The sequence below is a fragment of the Pseudomonas sp. JBR1 genome, assembly GCF_028198185.1.
In the GTDB taxonomy this organism is placed as follows: Bacteria; Pseudomonadota; Gammaproteobacteria; order Pseudomonadales; family Pseudomonadaceae; genus Chryseomonas; species Chryseomonas oryzihabitans_E.
On record NZ_CP116340.1, the window covers coordinates 4,550,877 to 4,570,130 of the forward strand.

Genomic DNA, 19,254 nt, shown 5'->3' on the forward strand with positions numbered 1-19,254 from the left:
TGGCGCCTGACAGGACGTTGGGATGGTCGCAACAAACAACCCGCTTCGGCGGGTTTTTTGTTGCCTGGGATTCAGGGCCGAGCAGGGATGCTAGCGAAGGTATGGCAAAAGGCTTACACAGTGTGGTGTCACCTGGCCATGTTGCGGTCCTGGCAGGCTGCGTAATCTACACCCATCAGCCGCGCAGGATGCGCAGCCCTGAGGTCACGGATGAAGACCAGGCCAGGATGGCGCCTGACAGGACGTTGGGATGGTCGCAACAAACAACCCGCTTCGGCGGGTTTTTTGTTGCCTGGGATTCAGGGCCGAGCAGGGGTGCTAGCGAAGGTATGGCAAAAGGCTTACACAGTGTGGTGTCACCTGGCCATGTTGCGGTCCTGGCAGGCTGCGTAATCTACACCCATCAGCCGCGCAGGATGCGCAGCCCTGAGGTCACGGATGAAGACCAGGCCAGGATGGCGCCTGACAGGACGTTGGGATGGTCGCAACAAACAACCCGCTTCGGCGGGTTTTTTGTTGCCTGGGATTCAGGGCCGAGCAGGGGTGCTAGCGAAGGGATGGCAAAAGGCTTACACGGTGTGGTGTCACCTGGCCATGTTGCGGTCCCGGCAGGCTGCGTAATCTACACCCATCAGCCGCGCAGGATGCGCAGCCCTGAGGTCACGGATGAAGACCAGGCCAGGATGGCGCCTGACAGGATGTTGGGATGGTCGCAACAAACAACCCGCTTCGGCGGGTTTTTTGTTTGGGCGTCATTCCGCCTTGGAGTCCGATTCCAGTACGGATGCCGCGGCGATCCGGTTGCGGCCGGCGCCCTTGGCGGCATAGAGCGCCTGATCGGCGCTTTCGGTCAGACGATAGGCATCCATGCCGGCAGCATAGGTGACCAAGCCCACACTGAGGGTGATGGGGCGGCGCGACCAGGCATGGTTGGCAACCGCCGCACGACAGCGCTCGGCCACCAGCTGGGCCGCGTTGCTGTCAGCGCCCGGCAGCAAGATGGCGAATTCTTCGCCGCCATAGCGGAAGCAGGCGTCATTGTCGCGGCAGCTCTGCGACAGCAGCCGGCTGACGGCCTGCAGGGCGACATCGCCGGCCTGATGGCCAAAGGCGTCGTTGTAGGCCTTGAAGTGATCGACATCGATCAGCAGCATGGACAGCGGCGTGCCCTGTTCTTCGGCGCGTCGCAGATGCTCCGCCAGGCGCAGGTCGAAGGCGCGTCTGTTGTACAGGCCGGTCAGGGCGTCGGTGACACTGCGTTGTTCGGCGGCCTGCATCATGTCCAGCAGTTGGCGCTGCGAGGCCTCCAGCATGTGCTGCTGCTCGATATGCTCGGTGACATCCACCGACAGTCCCGCCAAGGCGATGCCCTGACGGGTGACCAGGGGAAACTTGTAGGACTGCCAGAAGATGCGTCGTCCATCGTGGGTGGTCATGCGCTCGACGAGGCGGCTTGGCTTGAGCTCGTTCATGACCTGCTCGTCGCTTTGACGAAAGCGCGGCGCCGCGTCTGGCCAGATGACGAAATCGTCCTTGCCGATGATCTCCTCACGGGTCAGCCCCAGCTGTTGCAGAAAGGGCTCGTTGACGTAGGAATAGCGCCAGTCGCGGTCCTTGATATAGGCGACGAAGGGACCGTTGTTCATGAAGGCGGAAAAGTTGATGTCCAGCTCTTCCAGCTGGCGCAGGGTGTCGCGCTGCTGCAAGAGGATCGTGACCTGCCGTGCCAGGCGTTGCAGGTTGTCGATCTGGGCGGTTTCGAAGCGGCGGACCCGATCGTCCATCACGCAGAGCGTACCGAGCGCGACGCCGTGTCGATCGAGCAGGGGGATGCCCAGGTAGGCACACATCCCTTCCAGGCCTGGTGCGGCTCTGAGGTGAGCCACGCGCGGATCCCTTTGCAGGTCTTCTACCATGAAAGGCTGTCGCGGGGTGCGGATCGCCAGATGGCACAGTGACGAGTCGACCGGGACCTCGTCCATTCTCAGGCCCTGGCAGGCCTTGAACCAGAGTCGATGACGATCGGCCAGGGTGATGAAGGCCACCGGCGCGCGGGTCAGTTGGCAGGCCAGGACGACGATGTCCTCGTAGGCGGCTTCGACCCCACTATCGAGAATCTGCAGCTCGCTCAGGGCGTGGAGACGCTGGGCGTCATCGGAGGCAGTCATGCGGGCTCTTGAATGCAGTGTCTCAGGCTTGAGCATAGTATCCAGCGCGGCGGAGGAAAACCGTGGCCGTTGCGCAAGTGACCGAGGCGCCGGCCGGAGCCGGCACCTCAAGCGACCACTTTAGCGCCTGGGTTGCAGCAGGAGCGCCACCAGGGCGCTCCAGCCGGTCTGGTGCGAGGCGCCGAGCCCGCGACCGTTTTCACCATGGAAATACTCGTGGAACAGGACCAGGTCGCGACTGCGCGGATCATCCTGCAGTTGCGGATAGTCGACCATGCTCGGGCGCTTGCCGTCGGCGTCCTTGAGGAACAGCCGGGTCAGTCGCTGGCTGAGACCATCGGCGACTTCTTCCAGGTTGGCCAGGTAGCCGGAGCCGTTGGGATATTCCACCGAGAAGCTGTCGGCATAGTAGCGGTGGAATTCGTGCAGCGACTCGATGAGCATGTAGTTGATCGGCATCCACAGCGGGCCACGCCAGTTGGAATTGCCGCCATAGAGTCGTGAATCCGACTCTGCCGGTTGGTAACGGGCACTGAGCAGATTGCCGTCGGCCTGGCGCATCTCGAAGGGTTGCTGTTCGTGAGCCTTGGACAGCGAGCGGATGCCGTACTCGGAGAGGAACTCGCTGTCATCCAGCATGCGCTTGAGCAGCAGCTTGGTGCGATGACCACGCAGCAGCGAGAGCAGGAATCTATTGCCCTGGCCGGGCTCGGTCCAGCGCGACACCAGGCGGGCGAGATCCGGACGTTGCCGCAGGAAACCGCGCAGGCGGCCACCCAGGCCCGGCAGGCCTTCATGTTCGCGCTGCTCCAGTACCTGCACCGCGAACAGCGGGATGAGGCCGACGATGGACCTCAGGCGCAGCGGTTCGGCACTGCCATCCGGCTTGTGCAGGACGTCGTAGAAGAATTCGTCCTGTTCGTCCCAGAGGCCGTCTTCGCGCTCGTCGCTGTGATTGATGGCGCCGGCGATGTGCAGGAAGTGCTCGAAGAACTTGACCCCCAGATCGACGTACACCGGATTTTCCTTGGCCAGCTCCAGGGCGATGCGCATCAGGTCCAGGGCATAGGCGGCCATCCAGGCGGTGCCGTCGGCCTGGTCCAGGTGATAGCCCGGAGGCAGCGGGGCCGAGCGGTCGAAGAGGGCGATGTTGTCCAGGCCGAGGAAGCCGCCCTGGAAGATGTTGCGGCCTTCGGTGTCCTTGCGGTTGATCCACCAGGAGAAATTCAGCAGCAGCTTGTGGAAGACGCGCTCCAGGAAGACGCGATCACCCACTCCGGTCAGGGATTTCTCCTGCAGGTAGACATGCCAGGTCGCCCAGGCATGCACCGGCGGATTGGCATCCTCGAAATTCCACTCGTAGGCCGGTAGCTGGCCATTGGGATGCATGAACCTGTCCTTCACCAGGAGCAGCAGCTGCTGCTTGGCAAAGCCGGGATCGATCAGCGCATAGGCCACCGCCTGGAAGGCCAGGTCCCAGGAGGCGTACCAGGGATACTCCCACTTGTCCGGCATGGAGACGATGTCGAAATTGAGCAGGTGCCGCCAGTGGCCGTTACGGATGCGTTCGCGCTGTGCCGGTGGCATGGGCTGGGCCGGATCGCCATTGAGCCAGCGATTGACCTCGAAATAGTAGAGCTGCTTGGACCACAGCAGGCCGGCCAGGGCCTGGCGCTGCACCAGGCGTGCATCGGGGTCGCTGATCTTTTCCTGCAGGGCGGCGTAGAAGGCATCGGCTTCGGCGATGCGTTCGGCGAAGATCGCATCGGCATCCACCGCAAGGGCATTCGTGGGGGCCAGCCGCAGGTAGATCACCGTCGTGGCGCCACCGTCCAGCTCCACGGCGAAATGGGCGGCTGCCTTGCTGCCGAAGTCGCGACGGATCGCCTCACGGGCGCCCTTCACCACGTAGTCGTTGATGCCGTCCTTGAAGGGCCCCTCGGCGGCTTCGCCGGTAAGACGCGGCAGGTTGGTTTCGTTGTTGCAGAACAGCCACTCGACGTCGCGCGGTCCCCAGGCGGTGACCACCAGGTCGGGGCGATCGAAATAGCTGGCGCGGACCTGCTCGCCTTCCAGGCTGAGCATGGAGCGCGGTGGGGTGCCGGTCCAGGCCCAGGTATTGCGCGACCAGATCTGTGGCAGTACCCGCAGGCTGGCGCGCTCGGCGCCGCGGTTCTCTACCGTGACCCGCATGAGGATGTCGTCGGGGGTGTGCTTGGCGTATTCGACGGTGACATCAAAATAACGATTCTCGGCGAAGACGCCGGTGTCGAGAATCTCGTATTCCCGATCATTCAGGCCGCGCCGGGCGTTTTCCTCGGTGAGCTGGGCATAGGGGAAGGCGGCGTGGGGGTACTTGTAGAGCATCTTCTGGTAGGCATGGCTCGGTACGCCATCCAGGTAGAAATAGAGCTCCTTGACGTCTTCGCCATGGTTGCCCTCGGCGTTGGTCAGGCCGAACAGGCGTTCCTTGAGAAAGGCATCGCGTTCGTTCCACAGGGCGATGCCCAGGCACCATTGCTGGGCCTTGTCGCAGAACCCGGCGAGGCCATCCTCGCCCCAGCGATAGGCACGGCTGCGCGCATGGTCATGGGGAAAGTAGCGCCAGGCGTCGCCATCGGCGCTGTAGTCCTCACGGACCGTGGCCCACTGGCGCTCGCTCAGGTAGGGGCCCCACTGGCGCCAGGCGGCGGCATCGGTATCGGCCAGGCGCTGGCCTTCGCGGGTATGCAGGATGCCCGGGGCGGGATGTGCCGTCATCGTGTCTCCTGATTCAGGTAACGGTTAAAGCTCGAGAATAGATCATCATTGTGGCGCGCAGAGGCGTCGACTGGCGCATCGCTGCCCTCTTAGTGCCTGATCGCAGCGGAAAAATTCACGCCGCTGCGGTTTCGGTCACAGGGTATCCGATGCGGACGCAGGTGCCTGACGCCTTGCGGCGGACGAAAAAAAGCCCCACGCCCGAAAGGGGTGGGGCTTTGCCAGGCTACGCGGCCCGAGAGGAATCCTCGGGCCGGTCGCTCATCAGAGCGCCATGTCGTTGGCGGCCTTGTCGGCGCGCGGGGCGCTGACGGTAGCCTTGGCGTTCTGGGTGCCGGTGGCGACTGGCGGGGTGGCCAGCTGCAGCACTTCGGCGGTGTAGTTCCACTCCTGCTGCACGCGCTCGGGATCGCCGTTGAGCTTGGTGCCGTAGCTGGGCACGATCTGGTGCAGCTTGGCTTGCCACTCCGGGGTCGCGACCTTGTCCTTGAACACCTTCTCCAGCACGCTCAGCATGATGGGCGCGGCGGTCGAGGCGCCCGGGGAGGCGCCCAGCAGGCCGGCGATGCTGCCGTCCTTGGCCGCGACGATCTCGGTGCCCAGCTTCAGCACGCCACCCTTGTCGGCGTCGCGCTTGATGATCTGCACGCGCTGACCGGCTTGCCACAGGCGCCAGTCTTCCTTCTTAGCGTTGGGGAAGTACTCGCGCAGGGCGGCCATGCGGTCGTCATCCGACAGCATCAGCTGGCCGGCGAGGTATTCCACCAGCGGGTACTCGGCCACGCCCACGCGGACCATCGGCCAGGCGTTGTGGGTGTTGGTGCTGGTCAGCAGGTCGAGGTAGGAACCCTGCTTGAGGAACTTGGTGGAGAAGGTGGCGAAGGGCCCGAACAGGATCACGCGCTTGCCGTCGAGCACACGGGTGTCCAGGTGCGGCACCGACATCGGCGGTGCGCCGACCGACGCCTTGCCGTAGGCCTTGGCCAGGTGCTGCTGGGCGATCTCGGGGTTGTCGGTGACCAGGAAGGAGCCACCCACCGGGAAGCCGGCGTAGTCGTTCGCTTCGGGGATACCCGATTTCTGCAGCAGGTGCAGGGCACCGCCGCCGGCACCGATGAAGACGAACTTGGCGTCGGTTTCGGTCTTCTTGCCGTCCTTGAGGTTCTTGTACTCCACGCGCCAGCTGCCGTCGGCATTGCGGGTGATGTTCTCGACTTCGCTGGACAGGTTCAGCTTGAAGTTCGGCTTGGACTGCAGGTTGGCGGCGAACTGGCGGGTGATCTCGCCGAAGTTGACGTCGGTACCCAGCGGGCTCCAGGTGGCAGCGATCTTCTGCTTGGGATCGCGGCCTTCCATCATCAGCGGGACCCACTGCTTGATCTGCGCGGGATCCTCGGAGTACTGCATGCCGGAGAACAGCGGGCTGGCCTTCAGGGCTTCATAGCGCTTCTTCAGGAAGGCAATGTTCTCGTCACCCCAGACGAAGCTCATGTGCGGGGTGCTGTTGATGAAGCTGCGGGGGTCCTTGAGGACGCCGTTCCTGACCTGCCAGGACCAGAACTGACGGGAGATCTGGAAGGCTTCGTTGATCTCGATGGCCTTGGAGATGGTGACCTTGCCGTCTTTGTCTTCAGGGGTGTAGTTCAGCTCGGCCAGGGCGGAGTGGCCGGTACCGGCGTTGTTCCAGCCGTTGGAACTCTCTTCGGCGACCTTGTCCAGGCGCTCGACCATTTCCATGGTCCAGTTCGGCTCCAGCTCGTTCAGCCAGATACCCAGGGTGGAGCTCATGATGCCACCGCCGATCAGCAGGACGTCGACCTTCTTGGCATCTTCGGCCTGTGCGGTGCCCAGGGCGGAGGCGATGGCGACGCCGAGCAGCGCGCCAGTCATTTTCTTCAGCATGTGGTCTCTCAATCGATAGAAGCTGGGTCTGCTTATCGAGTTTCGGTGCGGTGCGGCACCATGGCACATGGGGGTATGTGCAGTGGGCAAGGCAGAATGCAGCCAGAAACACGCAAGGGCAGGTTCTTGTCCCTCCACCGCCCCTCTCTCGTGAGTCACCGGAGGAGTCGGAGCAAAAACGCATACGCGGTCTTGGCAACGGCTGGCCGGAGACAGAGGTCTCGGGCGCGGTTGCGTGCGCGTGGCGTTTTTGTTGGCCGGCATTTTAATGAGAAGACCCCGGGATTCCTAGTCCGTAATTCATAGGCTTTGGCTATTAGCCTTTGGTCTAATCCTGTGCGAACTGGATCAAAGTCCCGTCACATGCCCATCAGGCGGAGCGGGCAGGTTCCGCCTGGCTGCCTGCAGCAGGAGGCAGCACCGACGAAACCGGCCAGAAAGCCGCTGAAGGGTCAGGGTTCGAGGCGCCCGGCGGGCGCCGGACACTCGACTAGGCGAAGCGCCAGGCGAGAAAGCGACTCTGCTTCTGGCCTTGGGCCATGGCGACGACGCGGACCTCGCGGGCCTGCTCGCGGCGCAACGCCGTCTGCAAGGGCGGCAGGTTGCTGGCCTTGGAGACCAGGCAGGTGAACCAGCCGACCTGAGCGGCATGGCTGCGGCTCTCACGGATCATCCGTTCGATGAAGGCCGCTTCGCCACCGGGGCACCAGAGTTCGGCCGCCTGCCCGCCGAAGTTGAGCAGCGGCACCGCCTTGCCGGTGGTCTTGCCCAGGTTTTTCCATTTGCGCTTGCTGCCGCGCACGGCGTCGTCGGGGCTGGCGTGGAAGGGCGGATTGCACAGGGTGGCGGCGTAGCGCTCACCGGGTTTAAGGATGCCCGCAAAGATCGCCTGGAAGTCCGGCTGGCGGCGTAACTCGATGGCGGCGGCGCAGTCCGGGTTGGCGGCCAGCGTGCGCCCGAAGGCGGCCAGGGCCGCTGGGGCGATGTCGCTGCCAACGAAATGCCAACCGTACTCCTTGAAGCCGATCAGCGGATAGACGCCATTGGCGCCCGTGCCTACGTCCAGCAGCCGAATCGCCTCCCCGCGAGGAATCTGGCCGCTATTACCCTCGGCCAGCAGGTCGGCCAGGTGGTGCAGATAGTCCGCCCGACCGGGAATCGGCGGACAGAGAAAGTCGGCGGGGATGTCCCAGTCGCGCACGCCATGGTGCAGCGCCAGCAACGCGCGATTCAGTGCCCGGACCGCCTGGGGATCGGTGAAATCGATGGAGAGATTGCCCCGCGGCGTGGGTGCCACGAATGGCTTGAGCGCCGGGCTCACGCGTATCAGGGCCGGAAAGTCGTAGCTGCCCTGGTGGCGATTGCGCGGATGCAGGGGAGCGGGGCGGCCCGGCAGGGGCCGGCGTGGCGAAGTCATGGCGGCGGACAGGGTGGAAAAGGGGGCGGCAGCCTAGCACAGCCGCCCCCCTGGACTCACGCCGGCGTCGGCGCATCCTCTGGCAGCACGCCGATCTCGCGCAGATTGCGCCAGAAGGCGGCAGGGATGGCTGCCCGTAGCAGTTCAGCGTTCTGCCGGGCCCGCTCCGGGGTGCTGCTGCCCGGTATGGTGGCGGCGACGGTGGGATGGGCGAGACAGAACTGCAGGGCCGCGGCGCGGATATCTACCCCGTGATCCTGGCAGACACCCTCGATCAGCTCGACCTTGCGACGCAGTGCCGGCTCGGCTTCGGCATAGTTGTAGTGCTTGCCACCGGCGAGCAGACCGGAGTTGAAGGGCCCGCCCACCACGATACCCACGCCACGGCGTTCGCATTCGGGAAAGAGCGTATCCAGGGCTTCACGATGATCCAGCAGCGAATAGCGTCCGGCCAGCAGGAAGGCGTCGGGATCGCTTTGCTCCAGCGCCAGCCGGCAGGGCTCCACCAGGTTGACGCCCAGGCCCCAGCCCAGGATCAAACCCTCCTCGCGCATCTCGGTGAGGGCCTTGGCCGCCCCCTGCATGGCCTGGGCGAAGTAGTCGCGCCAGGCGGGCCCATGCTGGTCCTCGGACAGATCATGGATCCAGACCAGGTCGAGCCGGTCGGTCTTGAGGCGTTCCAGGCTGGCTTCGATGGAGCGGCGGGCGCCATCGGCGGAATAGTCGAGCACCCGCTTGAAGGGCAGTTCGTTGACGAACGGCGGGGCGTTTTCCGGCTTGTCAGCCGGCTCCAGCAGGCGGCCTACCTTACTGCAAAGCACGAAGTCATCGCGCGGCTTGTCGGCCAGCACCTCGGCGAAGCGGCGCTCGGACAGGCCGGCGCCATAGTGCGGCGAGGTATCGTAGAGGCGGATGCCGGCCTCCCAGGCGGCTTCGAGAGTCGCTCGGGCGTCGGCGTCGCTTACCTCGCGGAACATGTTGCCTAACGGGGCGCCGCCAAAACCGAGGGAGGGGATGTCGATACGCATGAGAGGTCTCCGGGTGGTGCGTGTCTGCATCCCGACCGGTGCTCCCGAGGTCCTGTTCCCCTAATCCGCCGGACGTAACAGCGCCACTTCCTGCTCTGTGAGCGCGCGATGAGCACCCTCTGCCAGTGTTGGATCCAGCGCCAGGCCGCCAATGCGATCGCGGTGCAGGGCGATGACCTCGATGCCGAAGCGCCCGAACATGCGCTTGACCTGGTGATAGCGGCCCTCGACCAGGGTCAGGTAGGCACTGCGCTGATCTAGCAGCTCCAGATGGGCGGGCTGGGTCGTGAGGTCTTCGTAGGCGAAATAGAGGCCCTCGGCAAAGGCGGCCACCAGGTGCGGCGGGATGACCTCGGCGGTGGTGACCAGGTAGCGCTTGGTCTGCTTGTGCCGTGGATGGCTCAGGCCACGCGACCACTGGCCGTCGTTGGTGAGCAACAGCAGGCCCGTGGTGTTGAAGTCCAGCCGCCCGGCCAGGTGCAGATCGGCACGCTGGCCCGCATCGAGGCAGTCCAGCACCGTGGGATGGCGGGTATCGACCGTGGCGCTCACGCAACCACGCGGCTTGTGCAGCATCAGGTAGCGACCGCCGGGGCCGTCTTGCAGCAGGCGCTCGTCGGACTCGATGCGATCGAAGGCGAACACCTCTCGCTCGGCCTGCAGGGTCGTGGCGCCGTTGACCTTTATCCGACCCTCGGCGAGCAGGCGGCGGGCCAGCTGGCGACCCAGCTCGGGGCGATTGCCCAGCCAGCGATCCAGACGCATCAGCTGCTCTCGACCTGGGCCCCGACGGCGCAGGCGGGGCAGAGGCAGCGCCGATCACGCTCCTCCTCGGGCAGACGCGCCAGGGCGGCCGGAGCGATCGGCGTCTGCAAGCACCAGCAGTCGTGGATCTCACCGCCGGCGGCGAGGACGCAGCGATTTGGCCTGCCGCAGAGCGGACAGCGTGTGGGATCGAAGAGGGTGGGAGAGGCGGCCATGGTGATCTCGTCAGGCGAAGCGGGCGGCAGAGTACCGGAAATTGCGACCTGGATAACGTCTCCTGCGCCGGGTGTCTGCGTAATGTCGCCTCCAGGGTGCAGTCTGCACCCTGAACGCAGTTCGGAGGTGGCTCCGCCTGACGCAGACCACGCGGAAACGGGCCCCTATCGGCCTGTTCCCTGGGGATGCCTATTCGTCCACCTTGAACTAGGCTTCTGCAGCTGTCTTCCTGGAGCCGCAGTCGATCCTACCCAGGCTCTCACGATCTGCAGCAGGCCTCAGCGCTACCCGTCGGACCACCCGAGGAACCCATGACAATAAACGCTCTGCGCACCCTGATCCGTACCCTCATACCCGGCACCCTGCTGGTCAGCCAGCTGGCCCTGGCCACCGAAGCCGATGTCGGGCAGACCCTGGCACGCCAGGCCGGCATTCCCTGGCCGGCGGTGATCGCCCATCGCGGCGCCTCCTTCGATGCCCCGGAGTCCACCGCCCCGGCCTATCTGGTGGCGCGGGAGCTGGGCGCCGACTACCTGGAACTCGACCTGCAGCGCACCAAGGATGGCCAGCTCATCGCCCTGCATGACGATACCCTGGAACGCACAACCGATGTCGCCAAGCGCTTTCCCGACCGTGCCAAGGCACCGGTCAGCCAGTTCACCCTGGCCGAACTCAAGTCGCTGGACGCCGGCAGCTGGTTCAACCAGGCCCACCCTGACCGCGCCCGCCCGACATTCGCCGGACTCAAGATCCTCACCCTCGACGAGGTCATCGACATCGCCGAAGGCGGTCGCAACAAGCCGGGCCTCTACATCGAGACCAAGCAGCCCAAGCTGTTTCCCGGCATCGAGCGTGACCTCAAGGCCAAGCTGACCCAGCGCGGCTGGCTCGGCCAGCCCAAGGCCGGCGCCACCGGCGTCGCCGCCATGCCCGGCCGGGTGATTCTGCAGACCTTCGAGAAGAGCAGTCTGGAGCTCTTGCAGAAGGAGATGCCCAAGACGCCGAAGATCCTTTTGCTGTGGCTGGGCGACGACTACATCCCGGCCAAGGCCGGACCGAGCTATGCCGACTCCGGCGAGGCGAGCAAGGCGGCCTACTATGCCAAGCAGCAGGTGCGCTCCGAGGGTGACTTCACCGCCTGGATCGAGTGGGCCAAGGCCCATGGCGCCATCGGCATCGGCCCGTCGGCGGCCCTGGAGGAGGGCGGCGACCAGAGCTATGCGGATCTGGTGAAGCCCTGGATGAATGATGTCGCCCATGAACGCGGCCTGCTGGTGCATGCCTATACCGTAGATTCGGCGGTGGACTACGCCCGGCTGGCGCCGCGTGGTGTGGATGGCTTCTTCAGCAACCGCAGCGCTGAATTGCTGAAGTTCTACGAACGGCCGGCCAAGCAGGAGCCGGATGCACTGCTCAAGCAACTCGGCTACTAAGTCGCTACGGTGAGGCCTTGCGGTCTCCCCACATCCAGCGGAGATCGCCATGTCACTCGAAGCCTTCAACGGTGCCAAGCTGGCCTTGCTCTGCGCGGACCAGATCCTGGTCTATCAGCGCGACGACAAGCCCGATATTCCCTGGCCGGGACTCTGGGACCTGCCCGGTGGCGGTCGTGAAGACGGCGAAACGCCCGAACGTTGCGCCTTGCGTGAACTGGAGGAGGAGTTCGGGCTGGTGCTGGACGAATCGCGGCTGATCTGGGGCCGCTGCTATCCACCCCGCCAGCCGGGCTACCTGCCTAGCTGGCTGTTCGCCGGGGTGCTGAGCCAGGCCGACATCGCCGCCATCCGCTTTGGCGACGAAGGCCAGGACTGGCGGCTGATGAGCGTCGTCGACTTCCTCGCCCATCCCCAGGGGGTGCCCCATCTGCAGGAGCGGCTACAGCACTACTTGGCCGAGCGGCAGAAGGATGGGCCGGCGGCGACCGGCGTCTCTTAATCCCGGCTGAATGAACGTGCGATAGCTGGGCGCGCGGCACCGCCGCAGCTTAAGCTTTCTCCAGGCCCATCCGGGCCGTTCTGGAGACTCCCCCCATGCGCCATTTCCTCTTGGCGTCGCTCTGTGCCCTGACCTTCACCGGCTGCACCGTCTACGACACGTCCCCACGCTATTACAGCCGTCCGGCACCGCCTGCGGCCGTCTTCTATGGCACGCCGGCCTATCCGCCGCCCGCGGTCATCGTGCGGCCCTATGGCTACGGCTACTACTATCGACCGGCACCTCCGCCGCCACCGCACTGGGGGCCTCCGGGCTGGGGACCGCGTCCGGGCTATGGTCCGCCCGGTTGGGGCCCACGTTACGGGCCTCCGGGGTGGGGCCCGCGCTGGTAGCGGGTTTGACAGGGGCAGCCGGCTTTTCTAGGGTGCTGCCCTTGTCTTGACCAGGAAGCCTCGAATCGTGGATGACGATCGCATCAAGCTCGACCCCCAATGGAAAGCCGCGCTGCGCGACGAATTCGAGCAGCCCTACATGCGTCAGCTGAGCGAATTCCTGAGGCGCGAGAAGGCCGCGGGCAAGGTCATCCATCCGCCCGGTCCGCTGATCTTCAATGCGCTCAATACCACCCCTTTGGATCAGGTGAGGGTGGTCATCCTTGGCCAGGATCCCTATCACGGCCCCGGCCAGGCCCATGGCCTGAGCTTTTCGGTGCAGCCCGGCGTGCCTGCGCCGCCGTCGCTGCAGAACATCTTCAAGGAACTCAAGCGCGACCTGAACCTGCCCATTCCCAACCACGGCTACCTCCAGCACTGGGCCGAGCAGGGCGTCCTGCTGCTCAACACCTCGCTGACGGTGGAGCAGGCCAACGCCGGGTCCCACGCCAAGGCGGGCTGGCAGCGCTTCACCGATCGGATCATCGAAGTGGTCAGTGCCGAGCGCGAGAACCTGGTGTTCCTGCTCTGGGGCAGCCATGCCCAGAGCAAGCAGACGCTCATCGACCCCCACAAGCACCTGATCCTCAAGTCGGCGCACCCTTCACCACTGTCCGCCCACCGCGGCTTCATCGGCAACGGCCACTTCGGCCGCACCAACGAATTCCTGCGCAACGCCGGCCTGAACCCCATCGACTGGGCGCTGCCACCGCTGGCGTAGGATGGGTGCAGACGGTCGGGACCCTCAGGGTCAGGTCGCCGCCGCTGCCGTCGGGGGCGGCCGCCGGTGGCATTGCAGGCACCAGCTCGTTCCGAGCACGAGCAGAAGGATCGCCAGGGATTCCAGGCGAGTCGGCCAGCGCCCGTTCCAGAGAAAGCCATAGGTCAGCGAGGCCAGGGTCTCGATGACGATAGCCTGACCACTCAGGGTCAGGGGTAGCCGGCGGCTGGCCTGGTTCCAGCAAGTGCCGCCGATGACCGAGGCGAGCAGCGCCACGCCGGCGGCCACCAGCAGCGGTTGCAGCCAGTCCGCCGGTGCTCGCAACACCATTTGCTCGCTAAGCAACCAGGGCGCGGCCAGCAGTGCCTGGGCGCCGGCCATCCCGCCCAGCAGCAGGCCCCAATCGTGGGCGCCGATCGGCGTGCTGGCCAGAAAGCGCGTGTTGACCACCGCGAACCAGGTCCAGGCCAGCAGGGCGCCACAGGCGCACAGCAAACCCAGGACGGGTTGCTCGCCGACTGCGGTGCTGGTCAGCGTCTCGTAGCTGATCAGGACGACGCCGAGCAGTGCGCAGCAGAGCGATGGCCAGAGGCGACCGAAACTCACGGCGCCCGCGTCGCGCTGCCCGGCCAAGGCCACCAGCAGCGGGATCAGGCCGACGATCAGGGTGGTCGCCGCGATACCGGCCTGCTTCACGCCCACGCCGACCAGGGTGTAGTAGCCCAAGTTGCCGATCAGGCTGAGCCAGAACAGGCGCTTGCCGTCGGACCAGGTCAGTTGCGTGCGGAGTCGGCGCCAGCCGGGCAGCAGCAGTCCGAGTGAAACCAGCCCGTAGCAGAGAAAGCGCAGCACGGCGAACTGGGCGCCGCTCAGGTCAGGGACCAGTGCCGGGGCCAGAAAGATCACGCCCCAGCACAGGCCTGCCGCCAGCCCGTAGCCGATACCCACTGCCGATAGCTTTCGTTCCTGCATCGCGCCGTCTCCATCCATTCACCACCAGTGTGGCGACGGCGACATGGACCGGTCTTGCGCGAGCCTGCGAGGCTTTTTACCTGGACTGCGTTACCTGGGCAGTCGCTGGCCGCGCCGCCAGGCGGCCGGGCTGATGCCCTGGCGGCGGGTCATGGCGCGAGTCAGGGCGGCCTGATCGGAAAAGCCGACGCGCAGGGCGATGTCGGCAATGGGCAGGTGGCTGTCGGCCAACCAGCGCTGCGCCTGGCGCAGGCGCAGATCGGTGAGCCAAGCCTGGGGCGTCTGGGCGAAGCGTTCATGGAAGAGCAGGTGCAGTCGGGTCAGACCCAGGCCCGCGAGGCGGGCCATGGCCGCATTGCTCCAGTCACCCGCGGGCTGGGCTTCCATCTGCGCCAGCAGCCGGTCGAAGGCCGAGGCGGCGGTTGCGGCGTTGAGCGACGCGAGCAGCAGGCGCGTGAGTTCGGACGCATGCTGGTCGAGAGCGTCAGGCGAGGTCAGTTCGGCAAAGGCGATCAGCTGGCGCGTCGCTGGAGGAATCTCCAGGCCAGCCTGGTGTAGCGCACGATCCAGAGTTTGGGCGGGCAACCAGTCGGCCGCGCAGTCGATCACCAGAAAGCGGCTGCCTGGCTCCGATTGCTGGGCATGACCGCATTCGGGCGCGACCAGGGCCGCAAGACCGGTATGCAGCCGTGTCCCGGTACGCCCGGCGAGCTCCAGCTCCATGCCGCCCTGGATGGGTAGCACCAGCTGCGCGAAGGCATGGGCGTGGGGCTGGTGTTCGCCCTGATAGCGCTTGATGGCGAGGCGAGGGGTCAAGGCACACCTCGTTGGAGAAACGGGAGGTCGAGAACCTTGATCCTAGCACGCCACATCGGACCTTTCGGACCTCAGCGTACCGGCTGCAACGGCAACTCCACCTCGCCACCGCTGCCGAGGTCCACGACCACGGGTTCCTGGGTCAGGTACAGCGGGCGACCGCCCAGCAGGATGCGGCCGCTGAGCAGATAGCGTTCGCCGCTCTTGACCTTGGCCGGGGCGTAGTCGAGGCGGAAGGGCACCTGATCCTGCTGCTTGACGAACAGGGTGCGCTGGGCCAGACGGCCGCTTGGGGTGTCGCCGGCGCTGGCGCTGTACAGGCTGATGGTGAGCTTGGCGGTGGGCGGTACCGGCTCGCTGGCGGTAAAGGTGGCCTGGCCGCTGAGGCTGGTCATGCTTGGCTGGGCAGGCACGCCGGGAGTGGTGGTCTGCGGCTGCTCGGTAGGCGGCAGCGGCTGGCCGGCCGGGGACGGCGGTGTCGCGGGGCCGGGGCGCAGCCCGCTACAGGCGCTGAGCAGCAGCGAGGTGGCGAGCAGGGTGGCGATTCTTTTCATGGATGAATCCTAGGTTGAAATCGACTGCTGTGACCGGTGCCGGCGCGCTTAGTTGCTGGCAACGGGTAGGGTTTCAGGGTCCGGCAGGTCCGGGGCATCGGGTCTATCCAGGGCCACCTGGCGGATCGACAGGCGAATCTCCGCGGGCAGCACCCGCTTGCCTGCGCCCTCGGCCAATTCACCCAGCAGTTCGTGGTGGCCCAGGGTGCCGTCGTCCGCCTTACGCAGCACCCCCTCGGCCAGCAACGTCTGGATGAAATGGCGGAACAGCGACTTGTCGAAGAATTCCGGCGCATTGAGGCCATGCAGCACCGACAGCCGCTGGGCCATCACCGTGCAGAGCTCCTCCAGCTGCGGCGCGGTCAGGCTGTTCTGGCCATGGTTGAGGATGAGCGCGGTCGTCATGTAGTAGCGCTGCAGGGTCTGCAGGATGGCCCGCGCCAACAGGGTAAGGCGGACGAACTGCCGCGAGCTGGGCGCGGCGCGCACGAAGACGTCGTCTTCGATGCGCAGCAGGCCGCGCTCCACCATGGCCTCCAGCCAACCGTCCAGCACCAGGGGTAGCTCGTCGCGCTCCCAGTGGATGAACAGCTCGGCCTGCAGGTAGGGATAGAGTGCCAGGGCGAAGCGGTGGATCAGCTCGCGGGTCATGCGCCCGGTGTTCTGGAAGAAGCTGGCGATCAGCGCGGGTATGGCGAAGAGGTGCAGGACGTTGTTGCGGTAATAGGTCATCAGGACCGCGTTCTGTTCGTCCAGGTAGAGGATGCGCCCCAGGGCATCCTGCTGCTCGGCGAGGAATCCCAGGCCACGCACCTCCTCGATGATGGCCTGGCCGTCGCCCTCGGGCAGGGTGACACTGTTGGAGTAGGGCACCCGCCGCAAGAGGTCCAGATAGAGGTCGATGGCGCGCACCAGGGCGCCTTCGTCGAGGGCCTGGCGGTTGGTCGACAGCAGCGCCAGGGCCACCAGGTTGACCGGCGTGACCGCCGCGGCGGCATTGATGCGGCGCACCACCCGCTCGCCCAGTTCGTGGGTGACGGGGTTGAACCAGGCCGGTTTCAGGTCTTCGTCGAGGGGTTCGTCGCGCCAGCCGGGGCGCCGCGCATCGAGGAAACCCTGCAGCGGAATGGGTTCGCCGAAGTTGACCCAGACCCGGCCGAAGCGTTGGCGCAGGGCGCCAAACACCTTGACCAGATCGAAGAGGGATTCCTTCTTCTTGGTTGCGCCGCGCAATTCGCCCAGGTAGGTGCGGCCTTCGAAGACCTTTTCGTAGCCGATATACACCGGTACGAAGACGATGGGTCGCCGGGAGTCGCGCAGGAAACTGCGCAAGGTCATGGCCAGCATGCCGGTGCGCGGCTGCAGGGTGCGTCCGGTACGCGAGCGCCCCCCCTCGACGAAGTATTCGGTGGAGAAGCCGCGGCTGAACAGGCTGTGCAGGTATTCGTTGAACACCGCCGCATAGAGGGCGTTGCCCTTGAAGCTGCGCCTCATGAAGAAGGCCCCGCCGCGGCGCAGGATATTGCCTACCACCGGCATGTCCAGGTTGATGCCGGCGGCGATGTGCGGCGGCGTCAGGCCGTTCTGGAAGAGCAGATAGGAGAGCAGCAGGTAGTCGATGTGGCTGCGATGGCAGGGCACGTAGACGACGGTGTGGCCGGGCGCCATCTCCTGGATCCGCTCGATGTGGCTGACCTTGACGCCGTCATAGATGCTGTTCCAGAACCAGCGCAGGCCGACGTCCAGGCAGCGCACCACCGGATAGGAGAAATCCGAGGCGATCTCCCGCGCATAGTGCGCCGCCTCGTCTTCGATACGTCCCGGCGTGGCCTTGCGCTGGGTAATCTCCCGGGCAATGGTCGCTCGCACCTGGGGCGCGCGGAGCAGCCCGCGCAGCAGGGTGCGCCGGTGCGACAGGTCGGGGCCGATCACCGCCTGGCGTACGTTGCGGAAGTGGATGCGCAGCCGGCGCATCACCAGGCGCTCCAGGCGCTGCGGATCAGGGCGCTGAGCGGCCAGCTCACCGAGCGACAACGGCTTGGAAAACTGCACCCGGGTCAGGCGGCCCAGCACCAGGATGCGCGCCAGCTTGCGCAGCCGTCCGGTCACCACCCAGTTGTCCGCCCAGAGCAGCTTCCAGGGACTGGTCTCGCGATCCGGCGACTGGCCCCAGAAGACGCTGACAGGTACCAGCTGGACGTCCGCCAGACCCTGTTCGGTTACCGCTGTCACCACCCGGCGCAGGGTGGGCGGTACCGAGCGCCGTGCCGGACGCCCGCGCCAGTTGGCTTTGCCGACGGCGTTGAAATAGGCCAGTGGCTCGGTGCGGCTACCCAGTACCAGCGGGCGCAACGGGCGCGGCAGTCCGGCCTTACGGCATTCGCGGTCAAGCACCGCCAGATCGCTCAGCGAGGCCTCGGGGAGCACATAGAGCACCGGCTTGCTGGGGTCGATGCGGGTGAGCAGGCTGGCCGCCTGGGTCGTCTCGGAGCGAACCCAGAGATAGAGCAGGCGCTTGAGCAGCGAAAAGGCCAGAAGGCGCAGCGGCGAACGAGTCATGGAGGGCTACCGGATGGGCGAGGCGGCAGTGTGCCGGATGGCCTGGTGGGCGTAAAACCACCCGCCTTGTTCTGACTTCGACCCAGCAGTCGGCACCTTGTCCCCGCCGTCGAAAAAATGCCGTCTAAATCGTCGAAAACCCGTCGCCAGTGCGGCTTTCAGCCATGATGGCACTTTGCGTAAAGAACGTTGCTTTTGCCGGGAAAGCCATGCTTTATAAGGTGTCGGCAGGTTCTTGCCGATGGTCGGAAACGGGCTGCCAGCCTGGCGACCGGTCCGGCGAGCGATCTGTACCGATATAACAAAGCAACCCGATCGCCCACCTTGTGGCGAGCGGGGATAGGAAATCCAGAAAGCTTCGGAGAGATGTGATGGGTGAGCAACGCGAAACCGGGACCGTCAAGTGGTTCAATGACGCCAAGGGATATGGATTCATTCAACGCGAGGGCGGTGCCGACGTGTTCGTTCACTACCGCGCCATCCGCGGTGAAGGTCACCGTTCCCTGATCGAAGGCCAGCAGGTGGAGTTCTCGGTGATCGAGGGCCAGAAGGGCCTGCAGGCCGAAGACGTCGCCCGGGTCTAAGACTCGTTTCGCGAGGGGCTCAAGGCTCCTCGCGCCTTCAGATCACTCGGTACGCCAGACGATTTCCTCGATACCCTCGTCTGTGACCTTCAGCCAGCGATCGGCGGCTTCGTCCTCTTCTTCTTCGCTCCAGCCACTGGGGGCACAGCGCACCTGTACCTGCAGGGCCGCCTGGGCGTCACGCGCGCAGGCCAGGTCGTCAACCCAGGGCGATACATCGCTTTCCAATAGCAGGCTGTGCCACTTGCCGACCGCCTTGGGCAGCCAGGTGACCGGAATAGGCTCGCCACCATAGCGCAGGGTGCACTTGAAGGTCTGCCCGCGGGCCTGCCAGGCGCAAGGCATGGCGAACACCTGTTCGAGCCAGGCCGAGACGGCGTCCTGGTCGACGTCCTTGAGATAGATTTCGATATCGGGCTGGCGCAT

At 65.5% G+C, this 19,254-nt stretch carries 17 protein-coding genes; 5 read left to right on the forward strand and 12 right to left on the reverse strand.

What is annotated here, in order from left to right; genetic code table 11:
- Positions 1-752: 752 nt before the first annotated feature.
- From PJ259_RS21070 to PJ259_RS21100, 7 genes are all read right to left on the reverse strand, one after another.
- On the reverse strand, positions 753-2,168 hold the full coding sequence (locus PJ259_RS21070; protein ID WP_271654062.1) for a GGDEF domain-containing protein: 1,416 nt from the start codon (positions 2,166-2,168) through the stop codon (positions 753-755).
- 120 nt (positions 2,169-2,288) lie between these two features.
- Positions 2,289-4,928: an MGH1-like glycoside hydrolase domain-containing protein gene (locus tag PJ259_RS21075; RefSeq protein WP_059313829.1), complete on the reverse strand. Its 2,640-nt coding sequence runs from the start codon at positions 4,926-4,928 to the stop codon at positions 2,289-2,291.
- Between the two features lie 264 nt (positions 4,929-5,192).
- Entirely contained in the window at positions 5,193-6,830 is a 1,638-nt protein-coding gene (gene mqo, locus PJ259_RS21080; protein ID WP_059313830.1) for a malate dehydrogenase (quinone), read from the reverse strand.
- Positions 6,831-7,320: 490 nt separating this feature from the next.
- On the reverse strand, positions 7,321-8,247 hold the full coding sequence (gene rlmF / locus PJ259_RS21085; protein WP_271654063.1) for a 23S rRNA (adenine(1618)-N(6))-methyltransferase RlmF: 927 nt from the start codon (positions 8,245-8,247) through the stop codon (positions 7,321-7,323).
- 56 nt (positions 8,248-8,303) lie between these two features.
- Positions 8,304-9,275, reverse strand: a complete 972-nt coding sequence (locus PJ259_RS21090; RefSeq protein WP_271654064.1) for an aldo/keto reductase — start codon at positions 9,273-9,275, stop codon at positions 8,304-8,306.
- Between the two features lie 60 nt (positions 9,276-9,335).
- Positions 9,336-10,040 carry a pseudouridine synthase gene (locus tag PJ259_RS21095; RefSeq protein ID WP_271654065.1) on the reverse strand — a complete coding sequence of 235 codons (705 nt, stop codon included), beginning with the start codon at positions 10,038-10,040 and terminating at the stop codon, positions 9,336-9,338.
- Complete coding sequence (locus PJ259_RS21100) at positions 10,040-10,255, reverse strand: cysteine-rich CWC family protein (protein WP_271654066.1); 216 nt, start codon at positions 10,253-10,255, stop codon at positions 10,040-10,042. The genes PJ259_RS21095 and PJ259_RS21100 overlap by 1 nt, the downstream gene beginning before the upstream one ends.
- Before the next feature lie 312 nt (positions 10,256-10,567).
- On the opposite strand from PJ259_RS21100, the gene PJ259_RS21105 reads away from it, so the two are divergent.
- The 4 genes from PJ259_RS21105 to ung all read left to right on the forward strand — a co-directional run bounded on the left by PJ259_RS21105 (position 10,568) and on the right by ung (position 13,343).
- A complete protein-coding gene (locus PJ259_RS21105) occupies positions 10,568-11,689 on the forward strand; it encodes a glycerophosphodiester phosphodiesterase (protein ID WP_271654067.1) in 1,122 nt (373 codons plus the stop codon).
- A gap of 49 nt (positions 11,690-11,738) precedes the next feature.
- The gene (locus PJ259_RS21110) at positions 11,739-12,191 is read left to right on the forward strand and encodes an NUDIX hydrolase (RefSeq protein WP_271654068.1); all 453 of its coding nucleotides are present in this window, start codon (positions 11,739-11,741) and stop codon (positions 12,189-12,191) included.
- 95 nt (positions 12,192-12,286) lie between these two features.
- Positions 12,287-12,583 (forward strand): hypothetical protein, encoded by a 297-nt coding sequence (locus PJ259_RS21115; RefSeq protein ID WP_271654069.1) that lies wholly within the window; start codon positions 12,287-12,289, stop codon positions 12,581-12,583.
- A 64-nt stretch (positions 12,584-12,647) separates the two neighbouring features.
- Positions 12,648-13,343 (forward strand): uracil-DNA glycosylase, encoded by a 696-nt coding sequence (gene ung, locus PJ259_RS21120; RefSeq protein WP_271655906.1) that lies wholly within the window; start codon positions 12,648-12,650, stop codon positions 13,341-13,343.
- A 30-nt stretch (positions 13,344-13,373) separates the two neighbouring features.
- Here ung and PJ259_RS21125 read toward each other — a convergent pair whose 3' ends face one another.
- The 4 genes from PJ259_RS21125 to plsB form a co-directional block, all read right to left on the reverse strand.
- Entirely contained in the window at positions 13,374-14,315 is a 942-nt protein-coding gene (locus tag PJ259_RS21125; RefSeq protein ID WP_271654070.1) for a DMT family transporter, read from the reverse strand.
- 90 nt (positions 14,316-14,405) lie between these two features.
- Positions 14,406-15,131 carry an AraC family transcriptional regulator gene (locus PJ259_RS21130; protein WP_271654071.1) on the reverse strand — a complete coding sequence of 242 codons (726 nt, stop codon included), beginning with the start codon at positions 15,129-15,131 and terminating at the stop codon, positions 14,406-14,408.
- 71 nt (positions 15,132-15,202) lie between these two features.
- Positions 15,203-15,685 carry a YbaY family lipoprotein gene (locus PJ259_RS21135; protein ID WP_271654072.1) on the reverse strand — a complete coding sequence of 161 codons (483 nt, stop codon included), beginning with the start codon at positions 15,683-15,685 and terminating at the stop codon, positions 15,203-15,205.
- Positions 15,686-15,733: 48 nt separating this feature from the next.
- The gene (gene plsB, locus PJ259_RS21140; RefSeq protein ID WP_271654073.1) at positions 15,734-18,244 is read right to left on the reverse strand and encodes a glycerol-3-phosphate 1-O-acyltransferase PlsB; all 2,511 of its coding nucleotides are present in this window, start codon (positions 18,242-18,244) and stop codon (positions 15,734-15,736) included.
- Between the two features lie 371 nt (positions 18,245-18,615).
- Between plsB and PJ259_RS21145 the strand changes: the two genes are divergently transcribed.
- Positions 18,616-18,828 (forward strand): cold-shock protein, encoded by a 213-nt coding sequence (locus tag PJ259_RS21145; RefSeq protein WP_059313843.1) that lies wholly within the window; start codon positions 18,616-18,618, stop codon positions 18,826-18,828.
- 42 nt (positions 18,829-18,870) lie between these two features.
- Here the strand turns inward: PJ259_RS21145 and PJ259_RS21150 are convergent, their stop codons facing one another.
- Positions 18,871-19,254, reverse strand: coding sequence for a hypothetical protein (locus tag PJ259_RS21150; protein ID WP_271654074.1), 384 nt, complete (start codon positions 19,252-19,254; stop codon positions 18,871-18,873).